12 protein-coding genes are annotated in these 15,229 nt (G+C 70.9%); 8 read left to right on the plus strand and 4 right to left on the minus strand.

What is annotated here, in order from left to right; all coding sequences use genetic code 11:
• Positions 1-183 precede the first annotated feature (183 nt).
• On the minus strand, positions 184-657 hold the full coding sequence (locus BKA18_RS18065) for an SseB family protein (protein ID WP_006604511.1): 474 nt from the start codon (positions 655-657) through the stop codon (positions 184-186).
• 168 nt (positions 658-825) lie between these two features.
• Here BKA18_RS18065 and BKA18_RS18070 point away from each other — a divergent pair, with 168 nt between their 5' ends.
• From BKA18_RS18070 to BKA18_RS18095, 6 genes are all read left to right on the plus strand, one after another.
• Entirely contained in the window at positions 826-2,652 is a 1,827-nt protein-coding gene (locus tag BKA18_RS18070; protein ID WP_211823463.1) for an acyl-CoA dehydrogenase, read from the plus strand.
• Between the two features lie 304 nt (positions 2,653-2,956).
• Positions 2,957-4,252 (plus strand): M18 family aminopeptidase, encoded by a 1,296-nt coding sequence (locus BKA18_RS18075; protein ID WP_366048717.1) that lies wholly within the window; start codon positions 2,957-2,959, stop codon positions 4,250-4,252.
• Position 4,253: 1 nt separating this feature from the next.
• Positions 4,254-6,260, plus strand: coding sequence for an AfsR/SARP family transcriptional regulator (locus BKA18_RS18080; RefSeq protein ID WP_366048716.1), 2,007 nt, complete (start codon positions 4,254-4,256; stop codon positions 6,258-6,260).
• A gap of 165 nt (positions 6,261-6,425) precedes the next feature.
• Complete coding sequence (locus BKA18_RS18085; protein WP_366048715.1) at positions 6,426-7,253, plus strand: DUF4232 domain-containing protein; 828 nt, start codon at positions 6,426-6,428, stop codon at positions 7,251-7,253.
• Positions 7,254-7,907: 654 nt separating this feature from the next.
• On the plus strand, positions 7,908-8,339 hold the full coding sequence (locus tag BKA18_RS18090) for a hypothetical protein (protein ID WP_366048714.1): 432 nt from the start codon (positions 7,908-7,910) through the stop codon (positions 8,337-8,339).
• Positions 8,340-8,651: 312 nt separating this feature from the next.
• Positions 8,652-9,311: a DUF4232 domain-containing protein gene (locus BKA18_RS18095; RefSeq protein WP_366048713.1), complete on the plus strand. Its 660-nt coding sequence runs from the start codon at positions 8,652-8,654 to the stop codon at positions 9,309-9,311.
• 63 nt (positions 9,312-9,374) lie between these two features.
• Here BKA18_RS18095 and BKA18_RS18100 read toward each other — a convergent pair whose 3' ends face one another.
• Entirely contained in the window at positions 9,375-11,183 is a 1,809-nt protein-coding gene (locus tag BKA18_RS18100; protein WP_366048712.1) for an NHL domain-containing thioredoxin family protein, read from the minus strand.
• A 64-nt stretch (positions 11,184-11,247) separates the two neighbouring features.
• Here BKA18_RS18100 and BKA18_RS18105 point away from each other — a divergent pair, with 64 nt between their 5' ends.
• Both BKA18_RS18105 and BKA18_RS18110 read left to right on the plus strand, forming a co-directional pair.
• Positions 11,248-11,778 carry an LURP-one-related/scramblase family protein gene (locus BKA18_RS18105; protein ID WP_006604502.1) on the plus strand — a complete coding sequence of 177 codons (531 nt, stop codon included), beginning with the start codon at positions 11,248-11,250 and terminating at the stop codon, positions 11,776-11,778.
• A 151-nt stretch (positions 11,779-11,929) separates the two neighbouring features.
• The gene (locus tag BKA18_RS18110) at positions 11,930-12,754 is read left to right on the plus strand and encodes a maleylpyruvate isomerase family mycothiol-dependent enzyme (protein ID WP_366048711.1); all 825 of its coding nucleotides are present in this window, start codon (positions 11,930-11,932) and stop codon (positions 12,752-12,754) included.
• A 152-nt stretch (positions 12,755-12,906) separates the two neighbouring features.
• On the opposite strand, the gene BKA18_RS18115 is transcribed toward BKA18_RS18110, so the two are convergent.
• Positions 12,907-14,160 (minus strand): MFS transporter, encoded by a 1,254-nt coding sequence (locus BKA18_RS18115; RefSeq protein ID WP_366048726.1) that lies wholly within the window; start codon positions 14,158-14,160, stop codon positions 12,907-12,909.
• A 98-nt stretch (positions 14,161-14,258) separates the two neighbouring features.
• Positions 14,259-14,942 carry a GntR family transcriptional regulator gene (locus BKA18_RS18120; protein ID WP_006604499.1) on the minus strand — a complete coding sequence of 228 codons (684 nt, stop codon included), beginning with the start codon at positions 14,940-14,942 and terminating at the stop codon, positions 14,259-14,261.
• Between the last annotated feature and the right edge of the window lie 287 nt (positions 14,943-15,229).

Consider the following 15,229-nt stretch of genomic DNA (forward strand, 5'->3'; position numbering starts at 1 on the left):
AGGAGGTACGAGGAGGTCCCGGCGCGGGGGGCCGGCACGGGCCGAGACAGACCGGCACACAGTCCGGCACACGGACCGGCACACGACCCGGTACACGACCGAGGGGCCGGCCCCCTCCCGGGACCGACCCCTCGCACACCAACGACGGCCGGGGCCTGCCCGGCCCCGCCCGCCGTACAGCCGCTATCCGTACATCCGCCGCATCGCGAAGTCGACCATCTGCTCCACGGCCTTCGCGTCGAAGACCATCCGGTGGTCGCCCTCCATGTCGAGGACGAAGCCGTAGCCGGTCGGCAGCAGGTCGAGGACCTCGGCGCCGGTGATCACGAAGTACTTGGACTCCTTGCCCGCGTACCGCCGCAGCTCCTTGAGCGAGGTGAACATCGGGATCACCGGCTGCTGGGTGTTGTGCAGCGCCAGGAAGCCAGGATTGTCACCGCGCGGGCAGTAGATCTTGGACGTGGAGAAGATGCCCTGGAAGTCCTCGGCCGACGTCGAGCCGGTGGTGAAGGCGCGCACCGCATCAGCCAGGGAAGGCGGGGACGGCTCGGGGTAGAGCGGCTGCTCGCCGTAACCCCCGGGGGCCGGTTGCTGCGGCGGGGGCGGCGCACCGTACTGCTGCTGCCCGGCACCCGCGTTCTGGTCGTAGCCGTACATGCGGCACAGCGTACTGAGTCGGCGGCGCACCGGGGGACGCTCGTCACAGATGCGCCGAAGGGGTTGATTCTTATTACCCGTGGGTAGCATCATTTAGCTACTAGCTGGTATTGCGTCTGAGGTCCCTCCCTTGGGGCCCTCTCCCGAACCCTTTACGGAGCCGTACCCATGGGCCACTACAAGTCGAATCTCCGCGACATCGAGTTCAACCTCTTCGAGGTCCTCGGCCGCGACAGCGTGTACGGCACCGGACCGTTCGCGGAGATGGATGTCGACACCGCCAAGAGCGTGCTGTCCGAGATCGCCCGGCTGTCCGAGAACGAGCTGGCCGAGTCCTTCGCCGACACCGACCGCAACCCCCCGGTCTTCGACCCGGACACCAACACCGCGCCGGTGCCGGACACCTTCAAGAAGAGCTACCAGGCCTTCATGGACGCCGAGTGGTGGCGTCTGGGCATCCCGGAGGAGCTCGGCGGCACCACCGCGCCCCGCTCCCTCCTCTGGGGCTTCGCCGAGACGATCCTGGGCGCCAACCCGGCCGTGTGGATGTACGCGTCCGGCCCCGCCTTCGCCGGCGTGCTCTTCGACGAGGGCACCGAGGAGCAGCACCGCATAGCCCAGCTGATGGTGGACAAGCAGTGGGGCTCCACCATGGTGCTCACCGAGCCGGACGCCGGTTCGGACGTCGGCGCCGGCCGCACCAAGGCCGTGCAGCAGGCGGACGGCTCCTGGCACATCGAGGGCGTCAAGCGCTTCATCACCTCCGGTGAGCACGACATGTCCGAGAACATCGTGCACTTCGTCCTCGCCCGCCCCGAGGGCGCCGGTCCGGGCACCAAGGGCCTGTCGCTGTTCATCGTGCCGAAGTACGACTTCGACTGGGAGACCGGCGAGCTGGGCGAGCGCAACGGCGCCTACGCCACCAACGTCGAGCACAAGATGGGCCTGAAGGCCTCCAACACCTGCGAGATGACCTTCGGCGCCAACCACCCGGCCAAGGGCTGGCTGCTCGGCGAGAAGCACGACGGCATCCGCCAGATGTTCAAGATCATCGAGTTCGCGCGGATGATGGTCGGCACGAAGGCCATCGCCACCCTCTCCACCGGCTACCTCAACGCGCTGGAGTACGCCAAGGAGCGGGTGCAGGGCCCGGACCTGGCCGCCTTCACCGACAAGACCGCGCCGCGCGTCACCATCACCCACCACCCCGATGTGCGCCGCTCGCTGATGACGCAGAAGGCGTACACCGAGGGCATGCGCGCCCTGGTGCTCTACACCGCCTCGGTCCAGGACGAGATCCTCATCAAGGAGGCCGCGGGCGAGGACGCGAGCGCCGCGACCCGCCTCAACGACCTGCTCCTGCCGATCGTCAAGGGCTACGGCTCGGAGCGGTCCTACGAGCAGCTTGCCCAGTCCCTGCAGATCTTCGGCGGCTCCGGCTACCTGCAGGAGTACCCGATCGAGCAGTACATCCGGGACGCCAAGATCGACACCCTCTACGAGGGCACCACCGCGATCCAGGGCCAGGACTTCTTCTTCCGGAAGATCGTCCGCGACCAGGGTCAGGCGCTCACCGCCCTGTCCGAGGAGATCAAGCAGTTCCTCGCGGACAACACCGGTGGCGAGGAGCTGGCCGAGGCCCGCGGCGAGCTGGCCAAGGCCGCTGCCGACCTGGAGGCGATCGTCGGCACCATGCTGACCGACCTCGCGGCGACCGAGAAGGACGTCAAGTCCATCTACAAGGTCGGGCTGAACACCACCCGCGTGCTCATGGCCTCCGGCGATGTCGTCATCGGCTACCTGCTGCTCAAGGGTGCGGCCGTGGCCGCCGGGAAGCTGGCCGGCGCCTCCGCGAAGGACAAGCCGTTCTACACCGGCAAGGTAGCCGCGGCGAAGTTCTTCGCGCACAACATCCTGCCGGGCGTCGGCATCCAGCGCGGTCTGGCCGAGAGCGTCGACCAGTCGCTGATGGAGCTCGACGAGGCCGCGTTCTAGGAACGCCGTCCGCAGCCCGCTGCGGCGTTCTTACGGGATTCTCAGACTGACCGTCCAGACTGGCGTGGCCCGTCTCTCTTCCCCCGGAGAGGCGGGCTTCGTCCTGTCCGGCCTCCTGGCCGGCCGCAGCCCGCCGCCGTACCGCCGGTAAGCCGCTCGTCTACCCGGCGAGCGCGAGGTAAACGCGGAATTCTTCATTCCAGTGCAGATCCGGATCCGAAACGCAGAAATCGTGGCCGGAAGGGAACGGAGTCACAAGGCATGCGCACGAGGAATGCGGGGTCCGGCTCCTTATGCTGAATCCATGACCAACTCCGCCCGCTTCGATCGCGGCCATACCGACGACCTGATGTCCTTCCTCACCACCAGTCCGTCGCCCTACCACGCGGTGGCAAATGCGGCGGAACGGCTGGAGAAGGCGGGTTTCCACCAGGTCGCCGAGGTCGACGAATGGGACGGTACGAGCGGCGGGAAGTATGTGCTGCGCGGCGGAGCGATCATCGCCTGGTACGTGCCCGAGGGCGTGAGCCCGTCGACTCCGTACCGAATTGTCGGGGCTCACACCGACTCTCCCAATCTGCGGGTCAAACCGATTCCGGACACCGGTGCCCGCGGCTGGCGGCAGATCGCCGTCGAGATCTACGGCGGCACGCTGCTCAATACCTGGCTCGACCGCGATCTGGGACTCAGCGGGCGGGTGACGCTGGCGGACGGCAGCCACCGGCTCGTCCATGTCGACCGGGCGCTGCTACGGGTGCCGCAGCTGGCCGTGCACCTCGACCGCTCGGTGAACGCCGACGGCCTCAAGCTCGACAAGCAGCGCCACATGACGCCGATCTGGGGCCTGGGTGAGGTGGCCGAGGGCGATCTGATCGCCTTCGTCGCCGAGGAGACCGGCATCCCGGCCGGTGACATCAAGGGCTGGGACCTGATGGTGCACAGCATCGAGGCACCCGCCTATCTGGGCCGCGACCAGGAGCTGCTGGCCGGTCCGCGGATGGACAACCTGCTGTCCGTGCACGCCGGTACGGCCGCGCTCGCCGCCGCGGCGACCGGCGGGCGCGAGCTGCCCGGCATTCCGGTGCTGGCCGCCTTCGACCACGAGGAGAACGGCAGCCAGTCCGACACCGGCGCGGACGGCCCGCTGCTCGGCACGGTGCTGGAGCGCTCGGTCTTCGCCCGCGGCGGTTCTTACGAGGACCGGGCCCGGGCCTTCGCCGGCACCCTGTGCCTGTCGTCCGACACCGGGCACGCCGTGCACCCCAACTACAGCGAGCGGCATGAGCCAGGGCACCACCCGATGCCCAACGGCGGGCCGATCCTCAAGGTCAACGTGAATCAGCGCTATGCGACGGACGGCAGCGGACGGGCCGTCTTCGCGGCGGCCTGCGAGCGGGCCGGTGTGCCGTGGCAGAGCTTCGTGTCCAACAACTCGATGCCGTGCGGGACCACCATCGGGCCGATCACCGCGGCCCGGCACGGCATCGCGACGGTCGACATCGGTGTGGCGATCCTGTCCATGCACTCGGCGCGTGAGCTGTGCGGTGCCAAGGACCCGTATCTGCTGGCGAACGCCCTGACGGCCTTCCTGGAGGGCTGAGTTGGACTTCTCGCTGCTCGGCCCGATCGCCGTGACGACCGGCTCCGCGGAGCTGTCGCTCGGGCCCGCCAAACGGCGCAGTGTGCTCGCGCTGCTGTTGCTGCAACCCAACACCACCGTTCCCCTGGAGCAGTTGATCGACTCCCTGTGGGAGGACGAGCCGCCGGAGCATGCCCGCACGGTCGTCCAGGGGCACGTCTCGCGGCTGCGCGCCACGCTCGCCGAGGGCGGTGCGGAGGCGTACGGCATCGAGCTGGCCACGCACGGCTCCGCCTATCTGCTGCGGCTGCCGGAGGAGCTGATCGACGCCCACCGGTTCGGTGAGCTGGTGACCCTGGCGCGGCCCGAGGCGGCGCCGGCCGATGCCGTACCCCTGCTGCGCGAGGCGCTGGGACTGTGGCGGGGTCCCGCCCTGACCGGCACGGTCACCAGCCCGCCCTTCGCCGCCGCCGCGCATGCGCTGGAGGAGCGCCGGCTGACGGCCGTGGAGGCGCTCGGGCGGGCGTACGGCGCGCTCGGCGAACACGAGCAGGCGGCCGCGATCCTGTACTCCGCGGCCGTCAACCACCCTTTGCGGGAAGGCCTGATCGCCGGGCTGATGCGGGCGCTGTTCCGTACGGGACGGCAGTCCGATGCGCTGGAGTGGTTCCACCGCACCCGGCGGCTGCTCAACGAGGAGCTGGGCGTCGACCCCGGCGAGCGTTTGCGCGGCGCATACGAGGAGATCCTGCGGGCGGAGGCGGCCGGGCAGGGGCGGAAGGCCGCGGCCAAGCCCTCGGGCGCTTCCGGCGGGGAGCCCGCCGGAGGGCCGCGTGGCGGAGGGGCACCTCCCGCCACGGGCGAGCCGCAGCCGCCGGTCCAGGGGAGCACCGGTGCGGCAACGCACGGCGGAGCTGCCGCAGCGGCAAAGAGCGGTCCGAGGGCGGGCGCGACGGGCGGATCCGGCCCCGCGCGGGCCGGTGCCCCAAGGCTGCTGCCCCGACCGCCGGCCCGCTTCCTGGGCCGGGAGCGTCAACTCACCTCCCTGACCGGGGCCTTGACGGACCGTACGACCGGCGAGAGCCCGCTCGCGGTCGTGGCGGGGCCGGCGGGTGTCGGCAAGACGGCCTGCGCCGTGCAGTGGGCGCATCTGCACGCCGGGGCCTTCCCCGACGGCCAGCTCTTCGCCGATCTGCGCGGCTTCGGCGAGGGCGATGAGGCGCCGCCGGCCGAGATCCTGCGCGACTTCCTGCTGGCGTTGGGTACCCCGCCGGAGCGCCTGCCCGGCTCCGCCCAGGCCGCCTCGGCGCTGTTCCGCTCGCTGGTCGCCGAGCGCCGGCTACTGGTCGTCCTCGACAATGCGCGCAGTTCGGCGCAGGTACGGCCGCTGCTGCCCGGTGGCCCGCACTGCGCCACGGTCGTCACCAGCCGCAGCCGCCTCGACGGTCTGGTCGCCACCGACTGCGCCCGGCCGGTCGGCCTCCAGGCGCTCGGCCATGAGGAGGGCGCGGCGCTGCTCGGCGCCATGCTCGGCCCGGAGCGGGTCGCCGAGGACCCGGCCGCCGCACGGGAGTTGGTCGACCTGTGCGACGGGCTGCCGCTGGCGCTGCGGGCCGCGGCCGCCCAGCTGACCGCCCGGCCGCGCTGGCGGCTGGCCCGGCTGGCCGCGGCGCTGCACGACGAACGGCGCCGGCTGGCGCTGCTGTCGGCGGAGGACACCGGGGTCGCGGCGGCGCTGCGGATGTCCGTCGCCCGGCTGTCGGCGGATGACGCCCGGCTGCTCAGCGCGCTCGCGACGACCTCGGACGGGCACCTCAACGCCTCGGCGGCGGCGGCGCTCGCCGGGTACGACCAGGAGCGCACCCAGGACGCCCTGGACCGGCTCGCGGAGATGCACCTGGTGGACGAAGAGGCCACCGACGTCTACACCATCAGCACGCTGACGCAGCTGTTCGCACGGGACGAGCGCGGCGAAAGCGGGGAAGCGGGCGGGAGCAGTACGGGTGACGGGGGGAGCGACGGGCGCTGATGAGCCGTTCCCGCGTCCACTCCGCGCGGGAACGTTAGGCGCACGTTAGTGGCACGGCAGTGGCGGGCGGCAGTCTGGTGATCAGGCCGCAGGGGAGACCTCAGGCCGGACCGCAGGGCGTACCGCAGACGCGGTGCGGGCCACCTGAACCCGGGGGAGACCGACATGCCGCGCAGCCACATCCGCTCCGAGCCCGTCCTCGAGACCGGCGCCAGGGCCGGTACCGGTGGCCCTGCCACGGGACGGACCGTCCGCCGCCATACGCTGCGGATCTCCGCGGCCGGGCTGACCGCCGTCGCTGCGCTCACCCTCACCGCCTGTGGCGGCCAGGACAACCCGCTCCAGACCAGCGCCGCCAAGCCGTTCCACCCGCAGTCCCAGCAGGTCGGCGTCCCGGTGTCCGGAGACGGCGGTGCTGCCGCACCGGGCGGCCTGCAGACCGACGGCGGACGGGCGGAGCAGACATCCGCGGGGCACGGCGGCACCGGCAGCGGCACGGAGGCCGGGACGGACGGCGTCACGGTCGGCACGCGCAGTGCGGGCGGGAACGGCGACGCCCTCGTCCGGCACACCGCCTGCGGCGCCGCGAAGGTCCGGATCGTCGCCAAGCTGCTGACCCGTCCGGTCAACCATCTGCTGCTGGCCGCCACCAACACCTCCGGCACCCCCTGCGACCTCCACTTCGCCCCCGACCTCCGCTTCGACGACGCACAGTCGCCGCTCCCCGAGCTGTCGGCCAGCAAGCCGCCGGCCGTGGTCACGCTTGCCCCCGGCGAGACCGGCTACGCGGGCGTGCTGGCCTCGTCCGCCGCCGGCTCCGGCCGCCACGGCCGCACCATGACCTCCCTCTCCGTCAGCCTCCCCGGACGCGACGGCAAGGGCAGCATCGGCGGCTCGGCGGCCGTGGCGCTCCCCGGCGGCGCGGCGTACGTCGACGACAGCGCATGGGTGACGTACTGGCAGTCGGACGTGCGCGAGGCAACGGCCTGGTGAGCCGCCGTTGAACCACCGTTGATGAGCCGCCGTTGAGGAACCACCCTCCGGTGAGCCGTCCCTGAACCAGGGCGCCCGCATCCCCCAGCGGGCGCCCTTCCTGCGTTCGCCGTTCCGTCATGTCTCGACCGGCGGCCCGTCCCCTCCCGGATTCCTCACGCCGTCGCAGATCACCCACGCCCAAAGGCCAGGAGCACCTCAGCGGGCAAAGAACCTCCGGGCCGGAATCCCACGCGGCGTCCCGGCGTTTCACGTGAAACGCCACCGGCTGATCCGGTCCCACCCGGTTCGTGACGCGAGGGGCACTTCCGCCGCAGGGGAGCGGAAGTGCCCCTCGCGCGCACGAGTTCGCGGCCGCATTGCCCGCGTTCATGGCGAACTCGGTCATCTCAGGTGCCTCCGAGGTTTCAGGCATGTGAGCCAAGTGGCCTTGCACGCGCGCGCCTGACACCGGAACATCCCGCGGAGCCGTCCCGCCCTGTCCCACCCTTGGCGACGTCTTAGCAGGTCACCGGGGTGGGATCCCAGGAGGACGTCACTTGCCCGGAGAACGTTGGGGCAGGCCGGGGCGGCCGGGCACCGTGGTGTTGCGCCGACGGACCACGGGGACCCAACGGGGGGACCGCCCGCCGGCCGCGACGGAAAGGACTCACCGTGCTGTCACGCAAGCGCATCGCCCTCGCAGCCGCCGGCCTGGCCCTGGCGGGCAGCCTTGCCGCCGTACCGGCCGCGACCGCCGCACCGGCCTCCCCGTCGGCACCGTCCGTCGGGAACGTGGGAACCACGGCCAACCACTGCTCCCGCTGGAAGGAGATCCACATCACCGGCGGCGCTGCCAAGTACATGGAGTGCACGAGGAAGGTCAACGGCAAGTCCTACGCCTCCGGCGCCTTTTACCTGTGGGACACCAAGCACGACGGCAAGGCCGTCCAGGCGTACGCGGAGACCGACTACAACCACTGGTACGGCGACGACGTGACCTGGGAGCACTTCTACGGCTGGGGCAACGAGACCCACGGCAGCCCGAAGATCAGCACCGGCTGGCACCGAGGCAACGACTTCGGCCTGCGGATCTATCTCAGGTAACGGCCTCGGCCCTGGCGACCAGCGGTGCCGCTCACCATGGTTCCTCTGGTCGCCAAGGCTGGGCGTCTCGCTGTCCAGGGGCGAAGCCACCTGTGCCGCACGGACTCCGCCCGGTCCGTGCTCCCCGCTGATCTTCACCCCCTCTTCGAGGCCTTTTCACACCGTCGGCGCCCCATCTGACCTGCTATGGCGCCAGATCGCCCGGGCGGCCGACGAACCGGCCCTGGCGCATCCCCCGGCAGTGGATATCGTGGCCGTGCCATGACACACGCGCCTCGCTGACACTGCAGCAATCCACTGGGGGAACCACCCATGACCGCACGCCGCTCCCGCCACCGCTCCGCCGCGTATGCCGCACTGGCGCTCGGACTGGCCGGTTCGCTCGCGCTGACCGGCTGCAACAGCCACTCGTCGAAGAAGTCGAAGACATCGAAGAAGTCGTCCTCCTCGTCTTCCAAGAGCAAGAAGCGCAGGATCATCGGTGGCGGTGCGGCCGCGGCGGGAGCGGGGGCGGCGGCATCGCGGCGGGTGCCCGACTGCTTCCCGAGCACGTACAAGGTCACGTTCTCCCAGCAGAGCGGCCCCGACAGCCATGTCACGGTGAAGTTCAAGAACACCACCAGCCGCGACTGCAAGCTGTACAACGCCCCGCTGCTGCGCTTCAACAACGCCAAGAGCCCGCTGCCGCTGCTGCAGGGCACGCCCGGTCACCTCGACGGCACCCGCCTCACCGTGCCCGCCCACGGCTACGCCTACGCGGTCATCCCCACCAACTCCGCGGCCACCAAGGGCACCGAGCAGAAGTCGGTGGCCATCGACTTCATGGGCGTCTCGGCGAGCTCCGTCACCCACGGGCCGGTCACCGTCAACTTCGCGGAGAAGCGGCTGCACCTCTCCGTCGGCAAGACCAAGGTCACCAACTGGACGTCGAGCATCCACGGGGCTCAACTGGCAGCCGGCGTCGGGAAGTAGCCCGGCACCACAGCGACCGGCAGAGCGCCCGGGCCCGTCCACCGGGCCCGGGCGCTCCTGCGTCTACTCCGCGTCCAGCCCCGCGAGGACCAGCCCGAGCCGGGCCGCCCCACCCTCGGCGATCTCGACCGGAACGCCCCAGTCCTGCTGGTGCACATGGCAGGCGGGGTACTCGATGTCCGGGGCGTCGTCGCAGGACGCGGCCATCGCCGAGACATGCAGCACCCCCTCGCTCACGCCGTCCGCGAGCACCAGGTCACGGGCGAGGTCAGTGCCCGCGCCCGCGCCCTCGGCGAGCAGCTCCGGCGGCGTCGCGCTGACCAGCAGCCGCGTCGACGGGCCGTAGCGGGTGTCGAGCTTCTGACCCGCGGGAGCCTGGAAGACCACCTCCAGCCGCAGTGCGCCCGGGGCGACCCGGGTGGCCGCGCGCTGGGTGTGGTGCGCCACCGCCTCGACCCGGACCGCCTCCTCGGGCAGCCGCAGCCGGGTCAGCCGGTGCCGGGCCGACTCCACGACCACGATGTCGTCGTCGACGAGCACCGCTGCGGACGGCTCCCGCAGATCCGTCGCCAGCGTCGTCACCTCACCGCTCGCGGGGTCGAAGCGGCGCAGCGCGTGGTTGTAGGTGTCCGCGATGGCCACCGAGCCGTCGGGCAGCGCGGTCACGCCCAGCGGGTGCTGGAGCAGCGCCTGCCCGGCGGCGCCGTCGCGGTGCCCGAAGTCGAAGAGGCCGGTGCCGACGGCGGTACGGACGACGTAGCCGTCGCCCGTCCCGTCGGGCTCCACCCAGCGGACCGCGCTGGTCTCGGAGTCGGCCAGCCACAGCCGCTCGCCGGCCGCCGCGAGCCCGGACGGCTGGGCGAACCAGGCCTCGGCGGCCGGGCCGTCCACCAGGCCCTCGTTGGTGGTGCCGGCCGCCACCTCGACCGTGCCGGTGGCCGGGTCGTAGGTCCACAGCTGGTGCACGCCGGCCATCGCGATCCACAGCCGGTCCTGCCACCAGGCGAGGTCCCACGGCGAGGAGAGCGCCACCTCGCGGGCCGGGCCCGAGGTCGGCGAGCCCTGCCACCACTGCGTGCCGGTGCCGGCCACCGTCTCCAGCGCGCCGCTCTCGGGGTCGAAGACCCGGATGGCGTGGTTGACCGTGTCCGCCACGGCCACCGTGCCGTCGGGCAGCAGCGCCAGTCCCTGCGGCTCGTTGAAGGAGTCCGGGGTCAGCCCGCGCTCCCCGGATCCGATGCGGCGCAGCACCTGCTCACCGTCCGCCGCCAGCTCCACCAGCTGATGGCGCGTGGTGTCCGAGACCAGGAAGCTGCCGTGCGGCAGCCGGACCGCCTTGCCGGGGAAGCGCAGATCGGTGGCGACCGGTTCCGGCGGTACGTACGGGCCGTCGCCGCGGCGCAGCGTGCCCTTCGCCGCGTGCTCGGCCTCCAGCTCCTCGACCAGTTTCTCGATCGCGTGCGCATGGCCCTCGCCGGCATGCTGGGCGACGACATAACCCTCGGGGTCGATCACCACGAGCGTCGGCCAGGCCCTGACCGCGTACTGCTTCCACGTGGCGAGCTCGGGGTCATCGAGGACCGGGTGCTCCACGCCATAGCGCTCCACGGCGTCCACGACCGCCTGATGCTCGGCCTCGTGCACGAACTTCGGGGAGTGCACCCCGACGATCACGACCGTGTCGCGGTGGCGCTCCTCCAGCGCCCGCAGCTCGTCCAGGACATGCAGACAGTTCACACAGCAAAAGGTCCAGAAATCCAGGACGACAATGCGTCCGCGCAGGTCGGAGAGGGTCAGATCCTTGTTGCCGGTGTTCAGCCAGCCGCCCTTGCCGATCAGCTCGGGGGCGCGAACGCGTGCACGTGAAGCCATGTGGACATTCAACGTCACTCCGGTGCGTGCACATTCCGCAGGTCCCGGGGGGAACACGTCACCCATGCTGCAATCTCCCGGGGAGCCGGCCCCGCACTCGCGTAAGTACCTGGTCCGTGACCGCATTTTCGGCATCGGTGACGACTACTGGATCGAGGACGAGCACGGGCGGCACGCCTTTCTCGTGGACGGGAAGGCGCTGCGGCTGCGGGAAACCTTCGAGCTGAAGGACCCGGAGCGGCGCGTGCTGATCACCATCCGCAAGAAGATGCTCAGCCTGCGCGACACGATGACCATCGAGCGGGACGACAAGGCGCTGGCCACGATCAGGCGCAAGCGGCTCTCGCTGCTGCGCAACCACTATCGCGTCGAGCTGGTGGACGGCACCGAACTGGACGTCAGCGGAAAGATCCTCGACCGGGAGTTCGCGGTCGAGTACGAGGGGGAGCTGCTCGCCGAGATCTCACGGCGCTGGCTGACCGTGCGCGACACCTATGCGGTCAACGTCGTGCGGGAGGATGCGGATCCGGCGCTGCTCATCGCCGTGGCGGTCTGCGTGATCCGGCTGGCGGAGCGGGAGCGCGGCGAGGACTGAGAAGCGGGCGTTCCGCCCCCGCGCCACACCCCTCTGCGGCCGGGAGACATCGGCCTACGATGGTCACCCGAAAGCACTGCCGGGGTGCCCGTGCGCAGCGTAACTTAACTGCACAGACAGCAGCCCGCGTACGAACCGTCCGAGGGGTCCCGTGACCGTCCATCCCAGCCTTCAGTCCTCCATCGATGCCTGGACTCACTCCATAGAAGCGATAACCGAGCTGGTGACTCCGCTCGTCGAGGGCGAGTGGAGCAGGGCGACGGGCCTGCCAGGATGGTCCGTGCGCGATGTCGTCTCCCATGTCATCGGCCTGGAATGCGAAATGCTGGGCGACCCGCGGCCGATCCACACACTGCCGCGCGACCTCTACCACGTACGCAGCGAGTCGGCGCGGCGTATGGAGGTGCAGGTCGACGTCCGCCGGCACCACACCGCGCCGGAGATGCTCAGCGAGCTCGAATACACCGTCATCCGCCGCTCCCGGCAGCTGCGCAACGAGTCCCGTCAGCCGGACGCCGTGGTGCACAGCCCGCTCGGTGAGGACCGTTCGCTGGAATTCGTGCTGCAGCAGCGGGCGTTCGATGTCTGGGTGCATGAGCAGGACCTGCGCCGGGCCCTCGGCAAGCCCGGCAACCTCGACTCCCCCGGCGCGCATGTGACACGCGATCTGCTGGTGAAAGCACTGCCCGGCATCGTCGCGAAGAGGGCCCAGGCTCCGGCCGATGCGGCGGTGGTCTTCGACGTCAGCGGACCGCTGGAGTTTCTGCGCACGGTCCGTATCGACGCCCAGGGCAACGCCACGATCGACGGCAGCGTCTCGCTCGGCCCGACCGTGACGTTCGCCCTGGACTGGGACGCCTTCCACCAGCTGGCCTGTGGCCGGGTCCGTGCGGCGGCCATCGCCGAGCAGGTCAAGATCGACGGTGACCGTGAGCTGGCCGAGGCGATCCTGGACAACTTCGCCGTCACGCCGTAGCGGCGACGGGCCGGGCAAAAACCCGGCCGACCCCCTCACCCCGCCCGGTCGGCGAACGGGGAGTGGATCCCGGAGTGAGCCGTTTCACGTGAAACTGCGCTGTCCGTTTCACGTGAAACGGGCCCGCCCGACGGCCAGTTGGGCGCCCGGCGTCACGCCGGAACGTGCACCGCCTCCACCCGGCTGACCACCAGCCGTTCGCGCTCGCGTCGTACCGCCCGCCGGCGCAGCCGCAGCATCTGCGAGACACCGAGCGCCTCCACGACGAAGATCGAGGCAAAGGCGATCCGGTAGTTGTCACCGGTGGCGTCCAGCAGGACCCCGATGGCGAACAGGGTCGTCATCGAGGCGGTGAAGCCGCCCATGTTGACGATGCCGGAGGCGGTGCCCAGACGCTCGGGCGGATTGGCGGGGCGCGCGAAGTCAAAGCCGATCATCGAGGCGGGACCGCAGGCACCCAGCACCGCGCACAGCACGATCAGCAGCCCCATCGGCGCATGAGCGCCCGGCCAGCACAGGACGATCGCCCACATCAGCGCCGTGGCGAGGACCGTGCCCAGAGCCAGTGGCGTACGGGCCGCGTGGTGGCGGGCGATGACCTGGCCGTAGATCAGGCCCACCGCCATGTTGGAGAGCACCACCAGGGTGAGCAGTTCACCGGCGGTGCCACGGGACAGCCCCTGTGCCTCGACGAGGAACGGCAGGCCCCAGAGCAGCAGGAACACCATCGCGGGGAACTGGGTGGTGAAGTGCACCCACATGCCCAGCCGGGTGCCGGGCTCGCGCCAGGACTCGACGATCTGCCGGCGGACGAACCCCGGGCCGGTGTGCTGGGCGGAAGGGGGCGGCGAGGCGAAGCCCTCGGGGCGGTCCTTGAGGAAGAGCAGCAGCACGATCAGCACGACGATGCCGCCGGCGGCGCTGGCGACGAAGGTCGGGGTCCAGCCGAAGCTGTGCAGGAACCGGGCGAGCACGAGGGTCGAGACCAGGTTGCCCGCCATACCGACCAGCGCGGCGATCTGCGCGATCATCGGGCCGCGGCGGGCCGGGAACCACTGGGAGCCCAGCCGCAGCACGCTGATGAACGTCATCGCATCCCCGCAGCCGAGCAGCGCACGGGAGCCGAGCGCCATGCCGTACGACGAGGAGAGCGCGAAGCCGAACTGGCCGACGGTGTAGAGCACCACCCCGAGGGTCAGCACCTTCTTGGGCCCGAGCCGGTCGACCAGCAGGCCGACGGGGATCTGCATCCCCGCATACACCAGCAGCTGCAGGAGGGAGAAGGTCGACAGCGCCGAGGCGTTGATGTGGAAGCGCTCGGCGGCGTCCAGGCCGGCCACCCCGAGGCTGGTGCGGTAGGTGATGGCGACGAAGTAGACCGCGACGCCGATACCCCAGACGGCCATCGCCTTGGGACCGCCGGGCGGGTCGGTGGGCAGCAGCCGGGCGCAGCCGCCACCTATGCCAGAGCTGCCGCCGCCGTCCGCACGTCCCGGTCCGGCGCTCACCGCGCCTCGCCCTGTGCGAGGTGACGGACCCAGCTGACGTGGCGCTGCACGACGTCGGTCGCGGCATCCGCGTCCCCGGCCCGCAGCGCTTCGAGGATCTCCCCGTGCTCGGCGATGTTCTTGGCGATCCGGTCCGGGTGGGCATGCATCACCGCGACACCCATCCGCAGCTGACGGTCGCGCAGTTGGTCGTAGAGACGGTCCAGGATCTGGTTGCCGGCGCTGCGCACGATGGCGGCGTGGAAGGCGCGGTCGGTGACGGAGACGGCGGCCAGATCGCCGGACGCCGCCTGCTCCCGCATCGTCTCCAGCAGCTCGGTCAGCTCGCCGATCAGTGCCTCGGTCGCGGGCACCGCCTTGGCCGCGGCGTGCTTCTCGACCAGCAGCCGGGTCTCGACGACATCGGCGATCTCCTGCGCGGAGACCGGCAGCACCAGCGCGCCCTTCTTCGGGTAGAGCTTGATCAGCCCCTCGACCTCCAGCCGCAGCAGCGCCTCCCGCACCGGCGTCCGTGACACCCCCACGGCCTCGGCCAGCTCGCCCTCGGTGAGCAGCATCCCGCCCTCGTAGCGGCGGTCCAGGACGGCGTCCTTGATATGCGCATAGACGCGCTCGGCGGCGGGCGGCTGTCTGGTGGCGGACTCCCGGGCAGGGGCGGTGGGTGTGGATGCGGAGGGCATGCGCACAGGATAGATACAACAGGTATACGTGCGACACCTCGGTCCGCGATACGGACATGGTCGGCTCCAAATGCCCTGATAAGAGCGTTATCTGCGCCGAGGCGGACGGCACACCCGCGGCCGCCGGACGGGAGGGGTCTCCCCCCGGCAGGCTCGGAGCCTGCCGGACGGCGGCCCGGAGCCGACCTGAGGACCGACCTCAGGCGGATGTCGGGTCCACCTAAAGACTGACGAGAGTCCGTACCTGCCGCGTACGGATCGGCCCGCATTCCATGGGTGAATAGAGG

It is taken from the genome of Streptomyces auratus (genome assembly GCF_050433025.1).
GTDB classification, from domain to species: Bacteria; Actinomycetota; Actinomycetes; order Streptomycetales; family Streptomycetaceae; genus Streptomyces; species Streptomyces sioyaensis.

Coding starts and splice junctions, on each gene's coding strand:
- BKA18_RS18065 (WP_006604511.1), bottom strand. CDS start 657: ATGTACGGCTACGACCAGAACGCGGGTGCCGGGCAGCAGCAGTACGGT.
- BKA18_RS18070 (WP_211823463.1), top strand. CDS start 826: ATGGGCCACTACAAGTCGAATCTCCGCGACATCGAGTTCAACCTCTTC.
- BKA18_RS18075 (WP_366048717.1), top strand. CDS start 2,957: ATGACCAACTCCGCCCGCTTCGATCGCGGCCATACCGACGACCTGATG.
- BKA18_RS18085 (WP_366048715.1), top strand. CDS start 6,426: ATGCCGCGCAGCCACATCCGCTCCGAGCCCGTCCTCGAGACCGGCGCC.
- BKA18_RS18095 (WP_366048713.1), top strand. CDS start 8,652: ATGACCGCACGCCGCTCCCGCCACCGCTCCGCCGCGTATGCCGCACTG.
- BKA18_RS18100 (WP_366048712.1), bottom strand. CDS start 11,183: ATGGCTTCACGTGCACGCGTTCGCGCCCCCGAGCTGATCGGCAAGGGC.
- BKA18_RS18105 (WP_006604502.1), top strand. CDS start 11,248: ATGCTGCAATCTCCCGGGGAGCCGGCCCCGCACTCGCGTAAGTACCTG.
- BKA18_RS18115 (WP_366048726.1), bottom strand. CDS start 14,160: ATGGCCGTCTGGGGTATCGGCGTCGCGGTCTACTTCGTCGCCATCACC.
- BKA18_RS18120 (WP_006604499.1), bottom strand. CDS start 14,942: ATGCCCTCCGCATCCACACCCACCGCCCCTGCCCGGGAGTCCGCCACC.